Source organism: Xanthomonas albilineans, from assembly GCF_009931595.1.
In the GTDB taxonomy this organism is placed as follows: Bacteria; Pseudomonadota; Gammaproteobacteria; order Xanthomonadales; family Xanthomonadaceae; genus Xanthomonas_A; species Xanthomonas_A albilineans.
Map to the genome: position 1 here is coordinate 3327757 of NZ_CP046570.1, position 18814 is coordinate 3346570.

An 18814-nucleotide genomic window follows, 5' to 3' on the forward strand; every position below is an offset into this window, starting at 1 on the left:
TCGGAGCGCAACGCACCTCGAGCACCGCATGTGCCCTCAGCGATCCACCGCGCGCCCCCAATAGCCGATGCGGCGACGGATCTTCAGTTTGCGCCAGAAATTCCACGGCTTGCGCCGGGGGTTGCGTCCGCCTTCGGCGACAAAGTCATCGATCGCACGCAGCACCCGCTCGCTGGACAGGCCATCGCGATACGGATGCAGGCCGTCGGCAAACGCACGGATCGCCGCCATCAACTCCGGCGGGCGCTGCAACGCACGGCGGATCGCCGGCTCGAACTGCGCCGGATCGTCGATGTCGATCAGGTGAGGCCCCGGACGTCGATTCTTGAAAGTCACCACGGGCTTGTACGTGAGCAGGAATTCGTTGAGCGCGGACGAGGTATCCGAGCACATTATGTCCACCTGCGGGAAAAGTTCCAGAATATTGTCGTTCTCGGCGAAGTGCAGAAACGCACTCTCCAGCGCGCGATAACGCGCGACTATCGCCGGGTCCATCTTCGGATGAAAGGTCACGATCCAGCGCCACTCGCCGCTGCGCGAAAGCCGCGCCACCTCGTCGTAAAGCAGACCGGCCGCGCTCCACGATGGCGAGAACGTCGAGTGATACAGGATCACCGGCGGCTGCCGCACTGGGACGAGTTCGGCACCGATTTCGCGCATGAAAGGATCGAGCTTGGGGAAACCGGTTTCCTTGACGGCGAAGTGGCCGAGCTTGCGCGCCAGCGCGCCAAACGCCTGGGTGTCGCGCGGACCAGTGGTGCAGTACAGATCGAAAAACCCGCGAACATAAATGTGACGCGGCTTACCGGCGTCGAAACCGTGGAAGGTCTCGACTTTCACTCCCGGGAAGAAATGCGGCACCGCATTGCTGGAGGTGATCACCGCATAGGGATTCCACGCCAGCACCTGCTCCACCGTGGCCAGGTGTCGCTCGTCGGCGCTCAACTCCTCGGCGCCAGGGCCATCGAAAAACCACGCTGCCTCATCGCCACGCGCGCGGATCGCCGCCTGCAATGGGCGCAGGATCGCCAGTGCGTAGCGTTCAGACCCGTACAGCAAATAGTGCTTGCTCATCAATGCTCCAGATCGTGCCGTTGCAGTTGCGTCCGCGCCTGTTCCACAGAGGCCGGGTTGTACTGCATCTCGTAGTAGCGCATGCGCTTGTAAAGTGCATAACTGGCTGCAGTCTGCGCCACGATAAAGCCTCGCCACCCATCCAGGCACGCCAAGCGCAGCAGATAATCTTTAAGGAAAGCGCCGACGAACACGAACGGGCTCTGCCACATTCTCACCGGCTTACGTTTGTCGCGCCAGCCAAGCGCCTTCAGTTCGGCATAACGCAACACCTTGAGCTGCTTATGCACCAAGGTCGGATTGTGCAAGTGATGAAAAGGCGGCGCGAACTCGGCGCTGGCGCCATCGAAGCGCAGCGACTCATGCACGCGTGCCTCCCTCCAGCGCGCCCGCCCACGGTGATACAGACGTGCCAGGCGTTCGCCGACCATGGGTTTGTACCAGCGCATCGGCGCGCCCATGTACCAAGTGCTACGCCGCAGCCACACCGCATCCACGCGATTGTCGCGCAACAGCGACGGGAGCCGCGCCAAGCATTCGACACGCAAGGCATCAGATAGAAATTCATCGGCGTCCAGCACCAGGATCCAGTCGTATGCGGCCTGCGTGGAGGCGAAATTGCGCTGCGGGCCAAAGCCCAGCCATGCCTGCTCGACCACGCGCGCACCATGCGCACGGGCGATCGCCACGGTGTCATCGGTACTGCCGCAGTCCACCACCAGCTTATCGCCAGCGAACGGCACGCTGTCCAGGCAGCGCGCGATGTTGGCGGCTTCGTTGTAAGTCATCACCACCAGGCTGAGCGGCAAGGTGGTCACGGCGGCGTCGGCCATGGCGCGCGGTATCCGGAAGAGTGCGATGCGGACGGCCAGCGATACCAGGCGCCACACCGCGAGCTGCGGGATCGGCAGTCTAACGGCTTCGCGCCGCACCTTCAGCGGTCGCGCCCGTCGCCTCGGCGGCCTCGCGCGCCGCCAGGCCGATCAACACGCCGACCAACGCGACGTAAAACCCGGTCGTCACCTGGTGCGCAAACATCGACTGGGTCATGCCGCACAACACATAGGCCGCAACCACCATGATTCCCGCCGCCGCAGGGCCATGGAACTCGCGCTGCTGACGCCGTCGGTACAGACGCACCAGCACCCACATCGGCACGCCATAGACCATCAGGATCAACAATGTGCCGGGGATACCCTGGGTGGCACTCCACTCGGCCAGATCGTTGTGCGCGTGCCCAAGATGGCAGCGCTCCACCCAGGTGCGTCGCCGGCAGTCCGGCAGGCGCAGCATGGCGGTGTCGAAACGACCGACACCAACGCCGAGCAACGGATGGTCAACGAAGGTCGCCACCGCCACCTGGATGCGCTCGATGCGCGCGCCGGCCGAAGAATCGCTATCGCCGCGTTCATAGCGCAGCACATCGTGATGCAATTCGCTCAGGCGGGTCTGACGGCTCAGCGAGGGGATACTCAAGACCAGAATCGCCGCCAGCGCGGCGAGCACGCCCAGGATCAACAGCCGGGTCGCGCCACTGCGCCAACGCACGCCGCACAGCGCGGTGACCAGCAGTAACAGCAGCACGCCCAGCCATACGCCACGGCTACCGCTGAGCAAAATGGTCGCGCCACCGGCCACGACCGCACCGATCGTCCACAACCAGTGGCCACGCGGGCGGCAGAACACCGCCAGCACCATCAGCACCAGCACCACATCGGCCAGCACGATGGCGTTGGTCCATCCCTCCGCGCGCGGCTGGCCCTGCAACACCTGTACGCTGGCCAGCACCAGTGCGCCGAAGATGCCGAGCAGCGCGCCACACCACAACAACCGTTGCGGCGGGCGCAACGCGTACACCCACAACGCCGTCCACGGCAACACCAGAAAACGGGTGCGATTATCGATCTCCTTCAGCGGCTGCCCGAAGTGAAGCAGCGAGCACAGCGACAACCCGATCACCAACAACGCCAGGATCCAAAGCCAGCGCAGTGAGGGATGCAACGGCCGCACCGCCTGACCCAGGCGCGGCAGCGCCAACAGGCTGGTGGTCAGCAGCAATAGACCGAACGGCAGCAGTCCGCCGCGCAGGCTCACCACCAGCGCCGGCAGGCATAACAACGCCAGCGCCGCTCCCCGCTCAGCAATGGCCTGGCGAGAAAATGCGAAGAAAGCATGTCGAGGCACGCTGGATCGAGGCATCAAAATGACAGCGAGAAGGAGAAGGAGAAGGAGAAGGAGAAGGAGCGGCGATGATCCAAGTTGGAGACCTAACCCGACCTGACCTGCTCGCGATCGGTGTCGCTGGGGCTTGGCTGATCGGACGGCAAGACTTCACCGAGCAGGTCGGCCACGGCGGCATGCAGGCATTGGTCGAACTCGCGCCGACGCAACTCGAAGAACCCACGCGCCGCCGTGCCCAGGGCATCGCACTGCATCGGCGAGAGCGCCAAGGCCTGCGCCACTGCCCGTTCGATGCCGGCGACGTCGATCCGATAGCGCACACCGAGGTTGTCGACGCCCTCGCCGACCGGATCGACCAGCACCCCACGCTCGACCGTCACCAGTTCGTTCATCGGCGCGCCATTGGTGGTGATCACCACCGCGCCGACGCTCATCGCCTCCATGATGTAATGGCCAAAGCCTTCGACCTCGGACGGACACAGGTGGAAGCGGTGCACATTCTGCAGGCGGCGCAATTCGCCCTGGTCCAGATAGCCGGTCAGATAATCGATGTTCTCGGCCTGGATGGAATGCGACCTCTTGGCACTCTGCACCACTGTCAGCCGCGGCCACTCCGGATGCTGCGCCCAGGCCTGCAGCAACAGCGCGGTGCCTTTGGCCGTACTGCGTCCGGCCACGTGCAAGCAGGCGCGCTCGCGCGGCACCTCCGGGCGGTAGCAGTCGTCACTGCAGAAACCGATGAAGGCGGTCGCCGGCCCCATCGTGGAGAAGCGTTGCTCGGCCTGACGGGTCTTGCACAACACCTGTTTGAAGCGCGGCAGCCAAGGCAGCCACTTGGCGAGGAACCATTCCGGATTGGGCACCAAGGCGTTGCAGCGGCCGCTGTTCAGGCAGCGCGGATACACACGCTCCAGGAAGATCTGCAGGTCGGCGCGCCCGCACAACAGGCTGTACAAGCACAGGCGCAGTTCCCGCAAATGATTGGACAGGCGCACGGTGCCGAACCCCAACACTTCGACCTGATAACGGCCACTGCTGCGCAAGGTCTCGGCGACCAACTGCAGATCGCGGCTCAAGCCACTGCCGTTATCGCGGCTGATGACGCGGATTAGGCGTGGCCGCATCATGCATCGCCTCCCAGGCGTGAGGCACACGCCCCGTCACCGACCCTGCAACGCCACGAAGGAGGATGATCGCAGATCATTCAAAACGCTCCTTTTCCTGCTCACGCAAGCGATCGCGGTCGTCATCGGTGACCACGCAGCGGCCATGCACGGCAGCGGCCGGAACCAGCCACCAGGTCCGCCGGTTGGACTCACCAATCAGGGTGCTGGCGCGGCGTTGGATGCAGCTCAGCATCGCCGTGTCCTGGACCAGCAGCCAGCGCCGTTGCGGCGCCTGCGCCTGCCAAGCAATGCCACGACGCAACTGCTCGTCCCATGGCACCACAAAACCGAAGGTAACGGCAGGCCGGTCGGCCATCAGCAGGTTTTGTTCCTTCCATGCGACCAGACCCAGTTCGGCATCCGGACCGACCCGGCGCCCGACCGCGTCCATCACACCACGCGCAGAACTGGACACGTTGATCAGCGGGTACACCAGCACCCCAGCCAGCACCCAGACCATGGTCAGCAGCGACACCATCGCCAGTTCGGGACGCCGCCGCACAAAGACCGTCAGGCTGACCACGCCCCATAGCCCGATCGCCAACAGCGTCCAACCAAGCAACTGCACCGTGGTCAAATCGATACCGCGATCCTGCATCATCCGCACGCGGAAGCCATGATTGAGCAGGATCGCCGCACCGACGCCGCCGATGACCAGCGTCAGCAACACAGTGAACGCGCGCAACACACGCTTGATCCCGGTCTTGCGTAACAACCCGGGGAGCAGCGGCGCCATCGCCAAGCACAGCATCGGCAAGGCCGGCAGAACGTAGACATCGCGCTTGCCGCTGGGGATCGAGAAAAACAGCACGATCAGCCCCCACCACGCCAGCGGCAGCAGGTAACGCGCATCGCGCCGACGCAGGCGCCTTGCCCAGGCAGGGATCGCCCAGGGCAAGGCCAGCAGCACCGGCAGCCACATGCTCGGCATCACCCCGAAAAAGTACAACGGCCCGTGCGCGTGGTCCCAGGACTTGGCATAGCGCCCGGCCGTTTGCCGGAACAGGATGTCGTTGAGATAGGCGCGGTATTCCGGCGCGTGCGCCGACAACGCCATGGTCACCATCGGCACCAACCAGAGCGACACCGCCACCAGGAACGCCAATGGCCCCCACCAGAAGCGCCGATCACGCGCACCGACGACGCAGCCGCGCCAGTGCGCCAGCGACGCCGCGGCGGCCGGCAGCACCATCAGCAACGCCAGCGCGCCCACGCCCTTGGTGATCGTGCCCAGGCCCGCAGCGAACCAGCCTAACGCCCACAGCCGCCAATCCGGGCCACGCAACAGGTGGCGCAGCAGAGCGTAATTCGCCAGGGTGATGTAGAACACCACCAATGGATCGATTTGCGCCCTCTTCGCCTGATAAGTGAATTGAAAGGCGAACAGCAGCGCGTAGGCCGCGTACATTCCGACCCGGCGCGTCCACAGGCGCCGGCCCAGATCGTAGACACAGGCCAGCGTGCCCAATCCCGCCAGCAACGACGGCAGCAGAAACGCCACCCGCCAATTCCCCAGCAACGTGTAGACGCTGGCTTGCAGCCACATCAGCATCGGCGGTTTGTCCGAGTACAACTCGGTCCCGCGACGCGGGAACAGCCAATCGCCGCTCTCCACCATCTGCTTGGCGACCAACGCAAAGCGCGGCTCGTCCGCCGGATGCGGATCGCGCAGACCGAGGCCGGCGCCGAGCACCAGCAAAGCCAGCACGGCCAGCAACCAGAACTCTCGAGACGCGCGGGTCTTCAGCATGGGGCGCGATGATACCGGGACCGGTTCACGCCGTCTTGCGCAGACGGGCGTAGAAGAACCCATCGGCATGCTGCTCGCCGGGCAGACGCTGGCGGCCGCCGCCACTGGGATGCCCGCAGGCAGCGCCCGGATCCTCCAGCGCCGCGTCCGCATGGCGCGCCAACAGCGCCTGCAACTGCCGCGCATTCTCATCCTGCAACAGCGAACAGGTGGCGTAAACCAGCACCCCGCCCGGCCGCAACACCTGCCAGCCGGCATCCAGCAGGCGCGCCTGCAGCGCTTGCAGCGCGATCAGGTCCTCGCCTCGCCGGTGCAGCAGCACGTCCGGCTGGCGACGCACGATGCCAGTGGCCGAGCACGGCGCATCGAGCAGCACCGCGTCGAACGGCACGCCATCCCACCATGTCTGCGGCTGCGCCGCGTCGGCGACCTGCAGTCGAGCCTGCGTCCCGCTACCGATACGCTCGAATGTCTCGCGCACGCGCTGCAGACGCCGGGCGTCCACATCCAACGCGGTCAGGCACAAAGTCGGATCGCGTTCGAGCAAATGTGCGGATTTGCCGCCGGGCGCGGCGCAAGCGTCGAGCACGCGCGCACCCGGTGCCGGCGCCAGCACATCGGCGACCTGTTGCGCGGAGGCATCCTGTACCGAAACCCAGCCCTCGGCGAAACCAGGCAAGGCACTCACCGCCATCGGCACGTGAAGACAAACCGCATCGGCGAGTGCCGACGCTGCCTGCGCGGCGATGCCGGCATCGGCCAGCGCCTGTAGGTAAGTCGCGCGCGTGCCGCGCTGGCGGTTGACCCGCAGCCATAGCGGCGCGGGCTGCTGGCTGGCGGCAAAGATCGCCTCGGCTTGTTCGGGCCAGTCGGCACATACCGCATCGCGCAACCACAGCGGCCAACCGGCATCGGCGGGAACCTCAGGTAACCCATCGCGCAACGCGCGCCGCAGCAACGCATTGACCAACCCGGCCTGGCGCGGCCGCTCCAGCGCACGCGTCGCCTCGACCGTCGCCGACAGCGCGGCGTGCGGCGCCAACCCCAGCACATCAAGCTGGGCAAACCCGGCCAGCAACAGGGCACGTAGTTCGGCATCGCGTTGCGGCAATTGTTTCTGCAACCACAAACGCAGCGCCGCCTCATAGGCAGGACGCCGGCGCAACACGGCAAAGCAGATCGCCTCCACCAGCGCGCGGTCGCGCGCATCGGGTAACCCCGGCAGCGCAGCGGCAAGTTCGGCCTTCAACGAGCGACCGCGATCGATCACCGCCACTAGCACCCGGGCAGCGACGACCCGCGGCGCCACGCCCGGTGGCAACCCGACGGTTGACGGCACGCTCATCGCCGAATGCCCCAATTTCAGGCCAACACCGGCAGGTCGCGCCGCGCGTTGAGATAATCGGCTGCGGTAATCGCCTTGCCTCCCTCCCGCTGCAGTATGCGCAGGCGCAACGCGCCCTGACCGCACGCGATGTCGATACCCTGCTTGGACGCGGTCAGCAAAGTGCCAGGCTGCTGCTTATGCGCCAAGTCAAGCGCGATCGCGCCGTGTACTCGGACCCGCTCGCCAGCCAGCACCGCTTCAGCGACCGGCCACGGAGTGAAGGCACGCACCTGCCGTGCCAGATGCGCTGCCGACTGCTGCCAGTCCAGCCGTGCCTGCGCCTTGTCCAGCTTGTGCGCGTAGGTAACGCCGGTCGCGGACTGCGGCTGCGCCACCGGGCGCAATCCCGCGCGCAGCAGACCTAGACCGTCGGACAACACCCGTGCGCCGAGGGCCGCCAGCCGATCATGCAATTGCCCACCGGTTTCGGCCTCGTCGATCGGAGTGCGCTGGGAGAGCAACACTGGACCGGTGTCCAGGCTGGCGTCCATCTGCATCAGACACACCCCGGTCTCGGCATCCCCGGCCTCGATCGCGCGCTGGATCGGCGCGGCGCCACGCCAACGGGGCAGTAGCGAAGCATGCACGTTCCAGCAGCCGTGAGTCGGAATGGCCAACACTGCCTTGGGCAGGATCAAGCCGTAGGCCACCACTACCATCAAATCCGGTTGCAGCGCGCGCAGCGCCTGCAACGACTCCGGCGCACGCAGGGTATTCGGCTGCAACACCGGAATACCGCGTGCCACCGCTTCCAACTTGACCGGCGACGGCGTCAAACCACGACCACGACCAGCAGGCCGGTCGGGCTGCGTGTAAACCGCGATGACTTCATGGCGCTGCGCAGCCGCGCGCAACGACGGCACGGCGAAGTCCGGCGTACCGGCAAAGACGATTCTCATTGGCAAGGATGTCGAAAAAGGAAAAGAGGAATGCGCCTGGTAGACAGCGGCCGACCCAACAGCGGCATTGCGGCGCCACCACCCGGCCGCGCAACGCCAGGCTCTCAGGCCACGTGCTTGCGCGCCTTGACTAGCTTCTTGCGCACCATTTCACGCTTGAGCGGGGACAAGTAGTCGACGAACAACTTACCGTCGAGGTGATCCATCTCATGCTGCACGCACACCGCCAGCAAGCCATCGGTGGTCAACTCCTGCGACTGGCCCTGACGGTCCAGGTAGCGCACGGTGATGGACTCGGAGCGGGTCACATCGGCGTAGATCCCAGGCACCGACAGACAGCCCTCTTGGTGCACTTGCTCGCCCTCGCGCTGCACGATCTGCGGATTGACGAACACATGCGGGGCATTTTTCTCCTCGCTCACGTCGATCACCATGAACCGTTTGTGCACGTCCACCTGACTGGCCGCCAGGCCGATACCGGGGGCCGCGTACATGGTGTCGAACATGTCGTCGAGCAGACGCTGGAACGCCACACTGGCGACTTCGGCAGGATCGACCGGCTCGGCCTTGGTGCGCAGGCGCGAATCGGGAAACTCGAGGATTGTGAGCAAGGCCATGGCGGTACCCAGGATGGGGGCACGAAACAATTCGGCAAGACCAGCAGATTCTACCCGTTTCTGAATCCGGCGCTTGCGCCACGCCCAGGGTTCTAGACTATAGTGCGTCAACCTGTTGGGGAATCAGGCTGCTCACTCATGTTCAATCGACTCCGTACGGTCGTCGCCGTCGCGATGCTCACCGTAGCGACCTATGCCGTCTCGGCGAGCATGGCCGCCGAACATCCCGATACCTATGTGGTGCGCAAAGGCGACACCCTGTGGGCCATCGCCGGACGCTTCCTCGGCAAGCCATGGTTGTGGCCGGAAATCTGGCAGGCCAACCCGCAGGTGCAGAACCCGCACCTGATCTATCCCGGCGACGTCCTCAGCCTGGCCTACCTAGACCGGGTAGCGCACGCCGAGATCAAGCCAGGCCCGCGCCAGGAGGCGCCGATCGACACGATCCCTCTGTCCCAGATCGAGCCGTTCCTGAAGAATCTGCGCGTGGTCGACCGTATCGACGGCCTGCCCTACGTGGTCGGCCTTGAGGACAACCGCATGCGCGCGACCACCGGACAACTGGTCTACGCCGTCGGGCTGGGCACGTCCCAGGTCGGGCAGCGGTATGCCGTGGTGCGCCCGACCGTGCGCTACGTACTGCCCAAGCTCAGCGACGACCTCGACGCCGCAGGCCGCAGCATCCCGGGGAGCGGCAACCTCTGGCAGACCTTCGTGCCGCCGGACAAGCGCCGCGAGTCACTCGGCTACGAACTGGCCCAGGTCAACATCGGCACCGTCACTCGCGCATCAGGCAACGACAACCAGGCCACCACCCTGCTGTTGCAGGACAGCGCGCGCGAAGTGCGCGCCGGCGACCGTCTGATCGCGGTCGAGGCGCAACCCTACGACCTGCAATTCGTCCCGCATCCAGCATCCAAGCAGGCACTGGCGGCCGGGATGCGGGTACTGGCGGTGGCTGACGCGTTCAGTGCGGCCGGCCCACGCGATGTGATCGCCCTGTCCGGCGGCCGCCGCGAGGGCATCGACAACGGCAGCGTGGTCTCGCTGTGGCGCCATGGAACACGGGTCAACGACCGCCTACGGCGCCCCAACACCTCGCGCGCCGACGACGGATTCACCGGCGGCAGCGGCAGCGTGGCCCTGCCGGACGAATACGCCGCCCACGCCATGGTGTTCCGCACCTTCGACAAGGTCAGCTACGCGCTGGTGATGGACGGCATCAAGCCGACCCGCATCGGCTACGACGCCAAGCATCCGGACGCACACTGACCCGCGCACGCGGGGTAGTCCTACGATCGAAACAGGCGGCGCCCGATGGCGCCGTCTGCCTTTGCGGCCTAGCCTGGGTAGATGTCCCATGCGCCCCAATTTTCCAACTCGGACGACGGCGATACCTCATTGTTGGCACTCTCGCTGGCCGGTGGCGCCTGCGCCCCACGTCGGCGCCTGCTACAGCGCCACGGCAGTCCTGCCACCGCCCTGGATGCGGGGCCCATCGCCTGGCGCGCTGCAGGCCTGGAGCCCGCGCAGATCGCGGCGCTGCGCCAGCCCGATTACGACGCACTCGACAACGCGCAACGTTGGCTGGCAGGGCCACGCCGGCACCTGCTCGGCTGCCACGACCCGGATTACCCGGCACTACTGCTACGCACACCGAACCCACCCTTAGCACTTTATGTGGAAGGCGACCCCTCCATACTGTGGCATCCGGCTGTGGCTATCGTAGGCAGCCGCGCCCCTAGCGCAGGCGGACGCGACAATGCCGCATGCTTCGCCCTGGCGCTGACGGCCGCTGGAATCGCGGTGACCAGCGGCATGGCCGCCGGGATCGATGCGGCAGCGCACACGGCGGCCCTATCGCACCAGGGCGGCCTCACCCTCGCAGTGGTCGGCACCGGGGCGGACCTAGCCTACCCACGCCAACACGCGGAACTGCGAGAACGCATTGCGACACATGGCGCGGTGATCAGCGAACATCCGCCCGGCACCCCGCCTAGGGCCGGCCACTTCCCAGCCCGCAACCGAATCATCGCCGGACTGAGCCTGGCAACCCTGGTCATCGAAGCCGCCACGCGCTCGGGCGCACTGATCACAGCGCGCTTGTCCGCCGAGGCAGGGCGCGAGGTGTTCGCACTTCCCGGCTCGATCCACAACCCGCTTGCACGCGGCTGCCATCGCCTGATTCGCGATGGCGCCGGGCTGGTGGAAAGCGCCGAGGAGGTCATCGCCGGTATCGGGCCGTTAGCCGCCCAACTGGCAGACGCCTTGCGCACGCGTCTATCCCCCCCCACTCAAGGAACTACCGTCGAGCGCCGCACCACGCCAGACTTCCCCAACCCGGACTACCAGAACTTGTGGCAGGCGCTGGGGCACGACCCCCTCTGTATGGATTCCCTCATCACACGCAGCGGATTGACGGCTGCAGCGGTGTCCTCCATGCTGCTAACCATGGAACTGGATGGCTACGTGGCGGTTGAACGCGGTCGTTACACCCGCAAACCCTAGTTTCTTCACCTCCACAGCGTCTGCCGACGCAGGCCGAGGGGCAATGAAAGAGAGCATTCTGGATGTCTTGCTGTACCTGTTCGAACACTATTTCAGCGAAGACGCCGACCCGGTCCGTGATCGCGACTCCCTCCAGAATGGCTTAATCCAAGCAGGTTTCAGCCCCACCGAAATCAGCAAGGCGTTCGACTGGCTAGACGCTCTGGCAGATCAGCGCCCGGCGGTGGCGCAATCTCGCATCGACGGCCCGATCCGGCTCTATCACGGACCGGAGCTGGATAAGTTGGACGTGGAATGCCGTGGCTTTCTGCTGTTCCTGGAACAACACGGCATCCTGGATAGCGACCAGCGCGAGTTGGTGCTGGACCGCGCCATGGCCCTGGACCAGGACGAACTGGATCTGGACGACCTGAAATGGGTGGTGCTGATGGTCCTGTTCAACCAGCCCGGCGCCGAGGCGGCCTACGCATGGATGGAGACGCAGATGTTCGTCGACGAGCCCGAGCCACTGCACTGAGACACTGACGGCCATTGCACGGATGCACACAGAAGACCCCAACACCATCTGGTATTACATCGACGCAGCACGCGAGCCGCACGGCCCACTGACTGCGCAAACGCTGCGCGCACGGCTGGACGAGGGCCTACTGACTCGCGACAACTTGGTCTGGCGCGAGGGCATGATCTGGTGGCAGCCACTGCATACCGTCGCTCTGCAACTTGAGCTATGCCTCCCGGCGACACCACCACCATTGCCGCTACCGGATGCACGCACATACACCCCGACGACGAACGCACCTGCACGTCACCGTGGTTTGCCTGGTTGCGCTATCGCCGCTATCTTCGCAGTGGGTACGGGCATCGCACTGATACCGGTATTGGGCATCCTCGCCGCCATCGCCATACCCCTTTATCAGAGCTATCTGGCACGCTCACAGGTCACCCTGGCACTCGACAGCCTGGCGCCACTACAGACCGAAATCGCCGAGTTCGCTGCACAACATCAGCGTTGCGCAACGAATAGCGACACTGGTTTCGGCATGCCACAACACGACGCCAGCCCCTTCATCGGCCAGGTCCGCATTGGCCGCTTCGACAACGGCCATTGCGGTCTGGAAGCCACACTGCGCGCGCCCAATCGCATCAGACTCGATGGCAAAGCACTGTGGCTGGACTACGATGCGCGAACCTCCACGTGGCACTGCCGCTCCAACCTGAACCAGCGCGACCTACCTGCTCAGTGCCATGGCGCGTGAACAGCACACTTTTTTCGACAACAATCCGGGGATACACATGAGTGAGTGGTACTACGCCGATGCGGCGCAGCAGCAACATGGACCGATGCCAGCCACCAACTTGCAACAGTGCTTCCAGCGCGGCGAGATCGATCTATCCACCCTGGTTTGGCGGGATGGCCTCAGCGAGTGGCGCACGCTGGCCGAGTGCGCCGACGAACTCGGCCTGATCCAGCCGCCTGCGCACGCCATGGCCGACACACCGCCAACGGCCCCGCCGTCGGAACCGTCGCTACCCGATGCCTGGAAAGCGGCCAAACCTGCCGGGGCACAATCGACCTACACAGCCCCCAGCGCATGGTCAAACGGTGACGCGCGAGTCGTGAACAACGGCGAGGTGGTGCAGGCCGGCTTCTGGAAGCGCGTCGCCGCCAACTTTATCGACAGTGTGCTGGTCAGCATCGTCGCCAATGTGATCCAGTTCGTGGTCATGCTCGCCATCTTTGGCGCTCGCGGTTTTCGCAATCCCCCTAATCTTTCGACCGCCGCAGGCATCGCCATGTTGCTGCCGATATACCTACTGCCACTGACAATCTGGGCGTTCTACTACAGCCTGTGCCACAGTTCCACCAAGCAGGCCACGCTGGGCAAGATGGCAATCGGCATCAAGGTGGTCCGCGGCGATGGCAGCCGCATAACCTTTGTCCGGGCCATCGGTCGCTACTTCGGCTTCATGCTGAGCAGCATAACCATCGGCGGCTTCCTGCTGGCCGCCTTCACCAAGCGCAAGCAAGCCCTGCACGACATGCTCTGCGATACGCTGGTCGTGGACAAATGGGCATACACCGACCATCCAGAGCGGCAGCAACGCAAACTCGGCACGGTCACTGTGGTGACCCTGGTGCTGTTCGGCGTCCTGATAACGGCGGCGGTGCTGCTGATGGTGCTGCTGCTGGTGATCAGCCTAGCCGCCCAAGGCAAATTGCACTGAGCGCGACGCCCTGTGGCAACAGCGCCACTGAAACGGGGCACCAGGCCGCACGGCGCAACCGCCCCAGCTTGACAGCAGGCGCCAGACATGACCACTAATAAATAAGCACCTTAGCTGAACGCTCGGGGTGTCTGCCCCGAGTACCAGCCTCTGTGCGACACCTCAGCGCTTCACTAACCAGAGCAATTGCGCCACCCTACCGCCCCCTGGGGCGTCCACCGCCCCGCCTATCGAAGCCCGACACACCATGTCCAAGCACCTGCTCATCGTCGAATCGCCCGCCAAGGCCAAGACGATCAACAAATACCTCGGCAAGGATTTCCATGTCCTGGCCTCGTATGGGCACGTGCGCGACCTAATTCCGAAGGAAGGCGCGGTCGATCCGGACGACGGCTTCGCGATGCGCTACGCGCTGATCGACAAGAACGAAAAACACGTCGATGCCATTGCCAAGGCGGCCAAGGCGGCCGACGACATCTATCTGGCGACCGACCCGGATCGCGAGGGAGAAGCAATCAGCTGGCACATCGCCGAAATTCTGCAAGAACGTGGCCTGCTCAAGGGCAAGCCGCTGCACCGCGTGGTATTCACCGAGATCACCCCGCGCGCGATCAAGGAAGCCATGGCGCACCCGCGGCAGATCGCCGGCGACTTGGTCGATGCGCAACAGGCGCGGCGCGCACTGGATTACCTGGTCGGCTTCAACCTCTCGCCGGTGCTCTGGCGCAAAGTGCAGCGCGGCCTATCTGCCGGTCGTGTGCAGTCGCCGGCGTTGCGCATGATCGTCGAGCGCGAGGAGGAAATCGAAGCGTTCCTCGCGCGCGAGTACTGGACCATCGGCGCCGAATGCGCGCATCCGTCGCAGCCGTTCGCCGCCAAACTGGTCAAGCTCGACGGACAGAAATTCGAACAATTCACCATCACCGACGGTGCCACCGCCGAAGACGCGCGGATGCGCCTGCAGAAGGCCGCACAAGGCGCACTGCACGTCACCGACGTGACCAGCAAGGAACGCAAGCGCCGCCCCGCGCCACCGTTCACCACCTCCACCTTGCAGCAGGAAGCCTCGCGCAAGCTCGGCTTCACCACCAGCCGCACCATGCGCGTGGCGCAGAAACTGTACGAAGGCGTGACCGTCGGCGACGAGGGCACCGTCGGCCTGATCAGCTACATGCGTACCGACTCGGTGAACCTGTCGCAGGATGCGCTGGTGGAAATCCGCGACGTGATCGCGCGCGACTTCGGCACCGGCGCATTACCGGACAAGCCCAACACCTACCAGACCAAGTCCAAGAACGCGCAAGAAGCGCACGAGGCGATCCGCCCGACCAGCGCACTGCGCACGCCGGCACAGATGGCCAAGTACCTGGACGACGATGGCCGCCGCCTGTACGAATTGATTTGGAAGCGCGCCGTGGCCTGCCAGATGGTGCCAGCAACGATGAACACCGTCACCGTGGAACTGGCCGCCGGCAGCGAGCACAGCTTCCGTGCCAGCGGCACCACGGTGATTGACCCGGGCTTCCTGGCGGTCTACGAAGAAGGCAAGGATCAGAAGGCCGCCGAGGACGAGGACGAAGGCCGCAAGCTGCCGGCGATGAAGCCCGGCGACCGCATCCCACTGGACCGTATCCACGCCGACCAGCACTTCACCGAGCCGCCGCCGCGCTACTCAGAAGCCTCGCTGGTCAAGACGCTGGAGGAATACGGCATCGGCCGTCCCTCGACCTACGCCTCCATCATCCAGACCCTGATGTTCCGCAAATACGTGGAACTGGACGCGCGCCGCTTCCGACCGACCGACGTCGGCCGCGCGGTAAGCAAGTTCCTGTCCGGACACTTCACCCGCTATGTCGACTACGACTTCACCGCCAAGCTCGAGGACGACCTCGACGCGGTATCGCGTGGCGAGGAAGAATGGCGGCCGTTGATGGAGAAGTTCTGGGGTCCGTTCAAGGAACTGGTCGAGGAGAAAAAGGAATCGGTGGACCGCTCCGAGGCCACCGGCGCGCGCGAGCTCGGTACCGACCCCAAGACCGGCAAACCGGTCAGCGTGCGCCTGGGCCGGTTCGGGCCGTATGCGGCGATCGGCAGCACCGCCGAGGACGCCGAGGACAAGCCCAAGTTCGCCTCGCTACGTCCGGGGCAGAGCATGCACACGATTACCCTGGAGGAGGCGCTGGAGCTGTTCCTGATGCCGCGCCTGCTCGGCCAGGACAAGGGCGATGACGTCAGCGTCGGCATCGGCCGCTTCGGCCCGTTCGCCAAGCGTGGCAGCGTCTACGCCTCGCTGAAGAAGGAAGACGACCCCTACACCATCGATCTGGCACGCGCCGTGTTCCTGATCGAGGAGAAGGAAGAAATCGCCCGCAACCGCATCATCAAGCAATTCCCCGACAGCGATATTCAGGTGCTCAACGGCCGTTTCGGCCCGTACATCAGCGATGGCAAGCTCAACGGCAAGATCCCCAAGGACCGCGAACCCTCCACCCTGACCCTGGACGAGGTACAGAAGCTGCTGGAGGAAACCGGCAAGCCGGTGCGCCGCGGATTCGGCGCCAAGAAGGTCGCCGCCAAGAAGGAAGCCGCGCCGAAGAAGAGCCCGGCCAAGAAGACCGTCGCCGATACGCCGACCAAGACGGCCGCGAAGAAGGCGGTCAAGAAAGCCACGAAGAAAACCGTCAAGAAGGCAGTGAAAAAAGCGGCCAAGAAAACCGTCGCCAAGGTCGCCAAGGGGGCCTGATCCAAGCCGCCCAGGTATCGGCGCGCGCCGCATGACGCACGCCGATGCGCGACAGCGCGATGTCGCGCCACGAGACTCACTCACAGCGCAGACGCGCGCATTGTTCGAACACCGGCACGTACCGCATGATGCACACATGACCGATCTGTCGCTGAGCCAAGCCGTCACTGCCCTACGCCAGGGCGGCATCATTGCCTATCCCACCGAAGCCGTCTGGGGCCTCGGCTGCGATCCATACGACGCGGCGGCAGTGAACCGCCTGCTGCGCATCAAGCAACGCCCAGTGGAAAAGGGCCTGATCGTGGTCGCCGCCGAACTCGATGCACTGCACCCGCTACTCGACCTGTCGGCACTGCCGCCAGAGCGGCTCGCTGCGGTACTGGCCAGTTGGCCAGGCCCGCATACCTGGATCCTGCCCGCCACCGCGCAGGCCCCGCCCTGGATCACCGGCACCCACAACGGCATCGCCGTGCGCATCAGTGCACATCCACTGGTGACCGCACTGTGCCGACACTGGGCAGGCGCGCTGGTCTCCACCAGTGCCAACCGCGGCGGCGAACCACCGGCACGGCAACGCGAGGAACTGGATCCGCAATTGCTGGCCGAACTCGACGGCCTGCTCCACGGCGAAACGGGTGGCCTGGCCCAACCGACCCCGATCCGCGACGCTATCAGCGGCGAGATCCTGCGCGCCTGAGACCGGCTGCCCTGGTCGCATCTTGACGTCATCCAGCGGATGCGATGGCGCATCCGCTCTTTCCCCGACCGAAGAAGGCGCGCAAGATGCGCCCATGTCCGTCCTACCACGCTTGCTTATGTTGCTGAGCCTGCTGCTGTCCTCGACCGGCAGCGCCTGGGCGCAGAGTGTGCGCAGCGACGGCAGCAGTGGAGACGTGCGTATCTACCGCTGCATCAACACCTCCGGCACGACCAGCCTGCAAAGCATTCCGTGCGAAAGCGGGCGCCCGCAACAGGTGCTGGACATGCAGCGGCCGCGCGATCCGCTGACACGCCCGACTACAACGCTCAGCACCGATCCAGCGCGTGCCGCAGCGGCGCCGGCACCACTACCGCAGCGCGAGATCCGCATCGTCAGCGTGCAACCGCCACAACCGATGTACGAGTGCGTCACCAGCGACGGCCAGCGCTACACCAGCGACGACAATGCCGGCAATCCGCGCTGGGTCCCGCTGTGGGCATTCGGCTACGCAGACGACGAAGACGGACGGCCACGCGGACGCGGTCCGGACAGCCGCCCCCCCGGGCCACCCGGGCCGCCGTCCGGCGCGCCGCACTCGCCTGGACCACCTCCGCCGCCGCATGTGGTCTATCCAGGCGCTGGCGTGATCGTGCCGGCAGGCAGCACTCTGGTCCGCGACACCTGCACCGCGCTGCCGCGGCAAGAGGTCTGCGCGCGCTTGACCGACCGCCGCTGGGAATTGATCCGCCGCTACAACAGCGCGTTACAGAGCGAGCGCCGCGCGATGGAAACCGAACAGCGCGGCATCGATGCGCGCTTGGCTCGGGATTGTGTTGGCAACTGATGCGCCACACAGGTTATTTGATCGCATTGCTGAGCTGGGCAGGGTTGGCGCACGCCGAGCCGGTCGTGTTCTATCGCTGCACCGACGCGCAGGACAACCTGACCGTGCAGAACCAGCCGTGCCCCAAAGGCATGCGCCAACAAAAGAAGATCATGCAAGGTGTCAGCAGCGCTCCGCTGCCCCCCGAACCGGCCACAAAACGGCCGCCGCCAGCGGCATCCGCTGTAGCACCACCGGTTGTAGCGACCGCGTCTCCAACCACCACCGCAGAACCCGCGCCAGTCGCGGCGCCACGCCCCCCGCCCCCTGCGCTGTACAGTTGCACAACGCGCGAGCAGCAGCGTTACACCGGTGAAGTGGCCGAGCCACCACCACGCTGCATCCCCTTGCCCACCCAGGGTCTGGACGGCAGCCCCGACCGCGCCGGCGGCAGCGCCTGCGAGGTCGTCCACGACCAATGTCAGGCGCTGCCCAGCGACGGACTGTGCGCGGCATGGCAGGCCTACGTGGCCGAGGCCGAAACCCACTGGCGTTTTGCCATCCCGGAACATACCGAGGCACTGCGCGAGGAGTTCCAGCGCCGCCAGCAGTTGTTGCAGGCGAGCGACTGCGCCACGTCGCCGTAACGCACGATCCGACACAAGACCACCGTTCATCTTTGCCAGTGGCCGACGTAAACCAGAGATGGCCGGCTCGCACGAAATACGGCAACACGCGAC

At 65.3% G+C, this 18814-nt stretch carries 17 protein-coding genes; 9 read left to right on the top strand and 8 right to left on the bottom strand.

Annotated features, from left to right (window positions below; all coding sequences use genetic code 11):
• Window positions 1–36: 36 nt before the first annotated feature.
• The 8 genes from XaFJ1_RS13925 to def form a co-directional block, all read right to left on the bottom strand.
• On the bottom strand, window positions 37–1074 hold the full coding sequence (locus tag XaFJ1_RS13925) for a CDP-glycerol glycerophosphotransferase family protein (protein WP_012917321.1): 1038 nt from the start codon (window positions 1072–1074) through the stop codon (window positions 37–39).
• Window positions 1074–1907, bottom strand: a complete 834-nt coding sequence (locus tag XaFJ1_RS13930) for a glycosyltransferase family 2 protein (protein WP_012917322.1) — start codon at window positions 1905–1907, stop codon at window positions 1074–1076. Before XaFJ1_RS13930 ends, XaFJ1_RS13925 begins: the two co-directional genes overlap by 1 nt.
• A 79-nt stretch (window positions 1908–1986) precedes the next feature.
• A complete protein-coding gene (locus XaFJ1_RS13935) occupies window positions 1987–3273 on the bottom strand; it encodes an O-antigen ligase family protein (RefSeq protein WP_045757035.1) in 1287 nt (428 codons plus the stop codon).
• Between the two features lie 68 nt (window positions 3274–3341).
• The gene (locus XaFJ1_RS13940; protein ID WP_045757412.1) at window positions 3342–4379 is read right to left on the bottom strand and encodes a glycosyltransferase; all 1038 of its coding nucleotides are present in this window, start codon (window positions 4377–4379) and stop codon (window positions 3342–3344) included.
• Between the two features lie 76 nt (window positions 4380–4455).
• Complete coding sequence (locus XaFJ1_RS13945; protein WP_012917325.1) at window positions 4456–6171, bottom strand: ArnT family glycosyltransferase; 1716 nt, start codon at window positions 6169–6171, stop codon at window positions 4456–4458.
• Window positions 6172–6196: 25 nt separating this feature from the next.
• Window positions 6197–7516 carry a 16S rRNA (cytosine(967)-C(5))-methyltransferase RsmB gene (gene rsmB, locus XaFJ1_RS13950; protein WP_045757036.1) on the bottom strand — a complete coding sequence of 440 codons (1320 nt, stop codon included), beginning with the start codon at window positions 7514–7516 and terminating at the stop codon, window positions 6197–6199.
• 17 nt (window positions 7517–7533) lie between these two features.
• On the bottom strand, window positions 7534–8457 hold the full coding sequence (fmt, locus tag XaFJ1_RS13955; protein ID WP_012917327.1) for a methionyl-tRNA formyltransferase: 924 nt from the start codon (window positions 8455–8457) through the stop codon (window positions 7534–7536).
• A gap of 104 nt (window positions 8458–8561) precedes the next feature.
• A complete protein-coding gene (gene def / locus XaFJ1_RS13960) occupies window positions 8562–9074 on the bottom strand; it encodes a peptide deformylase (protein ID WP_012917328.1) in 513 nt (170 codons plus the stop codon).
• Between the two features lie 138 nt (window positions 9075–9212).
• On the opposite strand from def, the gene XaFJ1_RS13965 reads away from it, so the two are divergent.
• The 9 genes from XaFJ1_RS13965 (at window position 9213) to XaFJ1_RS14005 (ending at window position 18721) form a co-directional block, all read left to right on the top strand.
• Window positions 9213–10346: a LysM peptidoglycan-binding domain-containing protein gene (locus tag XaFJ1_RS13965; protein WP_012917329.1), complete on the top strand. Its 1134-nt coding sequence runs from the start codon at window positions 9213–9215 to the stop codon at window positions 10344–10346.
• Window positions 10347–10427: 81 nt separating this feature from the next.
• Window positions 10428–11582, top strand: a complete 1155-nt coding sequence (dprA, locus tag XaFJ1_RS13970) for a DNA-processing protein DprA (RefSeq protein WP_012917330.1) — start codon at window positions 10428–10430, stop codon at window positions 11580–11582.
• Between the two features lie 43 nt (window positions 11583–11625).
• Window positions 11626–12099, top strand: a complete 474-nt coding sequence (locus XaFJ1_RS13975; RefSeq protein ID WP_012917331.1) for a DUF494 family protein — start codon at window positions 11626–11628, stop codon at window positions 12097–12099.
• A gap of 22 nt (window positions 12100–12121) precedes the next feature.
• Window positions 12122–12838, top strand: a complete 717-nt coding sequence (locus tag XaFJ1_RS13980; protein ID WP_012917332.1) for a pilin — start codon at window positions 12122–12124, stop codon at window positions 12836–12838.
• A gap of 37 nt (window positions 12839–12875) precedes the next feature.
• Window positions 12876–13808, top strand: a complete 933-nt coding sequence (locus XaFJ1_RS13985) for an RDD family protein (protein WP_012917333.1) — start codon at window positions 12876–12878, stop codon at window positions 13806–13808.
• A 247-nt stretch (window positions 13809–14055) separates the two neighbouring features.
• Window positions 14056–16551 carry a DNA topoisomerase I gene (locus XaFJ1_RS13990; protein WP_012917334.1) on the top strand — a complete coding sequence of 832 codons (2496 nt, stop codon included), beginning with the start codon at window positions 14056–14058 and terminating at the stop codon, window positions 16549–16551.
• A gap of 136 nt (window positions 16552–16687) precedes the next feature.
• Window positions 16688–17248, top strand: a complete 561-nt coding sequence (gene tsaC, locus XaFJ1_RS13995) for an L-threonylcarbamoyladenylate synthase type 1 TsaC (protein ID WP_012917335.1) — start codon at window positions 16688–16690, stop codon at window positions 17246–17248.
• A gap of 94 nt (window positions 17249–17342) precedes the next feature.
• The gene (locus XaFJ1_RS14000) at window positions 17343–18095 is read left to right on the top strand and encodes a hypothetical protein (RefSeq protein ID WP_045758463.1); all 753 of its coding nucleotides are present in this window, start codon (window positions 17343–17345) and stop codon (window positions 18093–18095) included.
• Complete coding sequence (locus XaFJ1_RS14005; protein WP_045757413.1) at window positions 18095–18721, top strand: DUF4124 domain-containing protein; 627 nt, start codon at window positions 18095–18097, stop codon at window positions 18719–18721. Before XaFJ1_RS14000 ends, XaFJ1_RS14005 begins: the two co-directional genes overlap by 1 nt.
• Window positions 18722–18814 lie beyond the last annotated feature (93 nt).

Bases quoted from the DNA above. Each gene is read 5' to 3' on its own strand.
- XaFJ1_RS13925 (WP_012917321.1), bottom strand. From the start codon at position 1,074: ATGAGCAAGCACTATTTGCTGTACGGGTCTGAACGCTACGCACTGGCG.
- XaFJ1_RS13930 (WP_012917322.1), bottom strand. From the start codon at position 1,907: ATGGCCGACGCCGCCGTGACCACCTTGCCGCTCAGCCTGGTGGTGATG.
- XaFJ1_RS13935 (WP_045757035.1), bottom strand. From the start codon at position 3,273: ATGCCTCGATCCAGCGTGCCTCGACATGCTTTCTTCGCATTTTCTCGC.
- XaFJ1_RS13940 (WP_045757412.1), bottom strand. From the start codon at position 4,379: ATGCGGCCACGCCTAATCCGCGTCATCAGCCGCGATAACGGCAGTGGC.
- XaFJ1_RS13945 (WP_012917325.1), bottom strand. From the start codon at position 6,171: ATGCTGAAGACCCGCGCGTCTCGAGAGTTCTGGTTGCTGGCCGTGCTG.
- rsmB (WP_045757036.1), bottom strand. From the start codon at position 7,516: ATGAGCGTGCCGTCAACCGTCGGGTTGCCACCGGGCGTGGCGCCGCGG.
- fmt (WP_012917327.1), bottom strand. From the start codon at position 8,457: ATGAGAATCGTCTTTGCCGGTACGCCGGACTTCGCCGTGCCGTCGTTG.
- def (WP_012917328.1), bottom strand. From the start codon at position 9,074: ATGGCCTTGCTCACAATCCTCGAGTTTCCCGATTCGCGCCTGCGCACC.
- XaFJ1_RS13965 (WP_012917329.1), top strand. From the start codon at position 9,213: ATGTTCAATCGACTCCGTACGGTCGTCGCCGTCGCGATGCTCACCGTA.
- dprA (WP_012917330.1), top strand. From the start codon at position 10,428: ATGTCCCATGCGCCCCAATTTTCCAACTCGGACGACGGCGATACCTCA.
- XaFJ1_RS13975 (WP_012917331.1), top strand. From the start codon at position 11,626: ATGAAAGAGAGCATTCTGGATGTCTTGCTGTACCTGTTCGAACACTAT.
- XaFJ1_RS13980 (WP_012917332.1), top strand. From the start codon at position 12,122: ATGCACACAGAAGACCCCAACACCATCTGGTATTACATCGACGCAGCA.
- XaFJ1_RS13985 (WP_012917333.1), top strand. From the start codon at position 12,876: ATGAGTGAGTGGTACTACGCCGATGCGGCGCAGCAGCAACATGGACCG.
- XaFJ1_RS13990 (WP_012917334.1), top strand. From the start codon at position 14,056: ATGTCCAAGCACCTGCTCATCGTCGAATCGCCCGCCAAGGCCAAGACG.
- tsaC (WP_012917335.1), top strand. From the start codon at position 16,688: ATGACCGATCTGTCGCTGAGCCAAGCCGTCACTGCCCTACGCCAGGGC.
- XaFJ1_RS14000 (WP_045758463.1), top strand. From the start codon at position 17,343: ATGTCCGTCCTACCACGCTTGCTTATGTTGCTGAGCCTGCTGCTGTCC.
- XaFJ1_RS14005 (WP_045757413.1), top strand. From the start codon at position 18,095: ATGCGCCACACAGGTTATTTGATCGCATTGCTGAGCTGGGCAGGGTTG.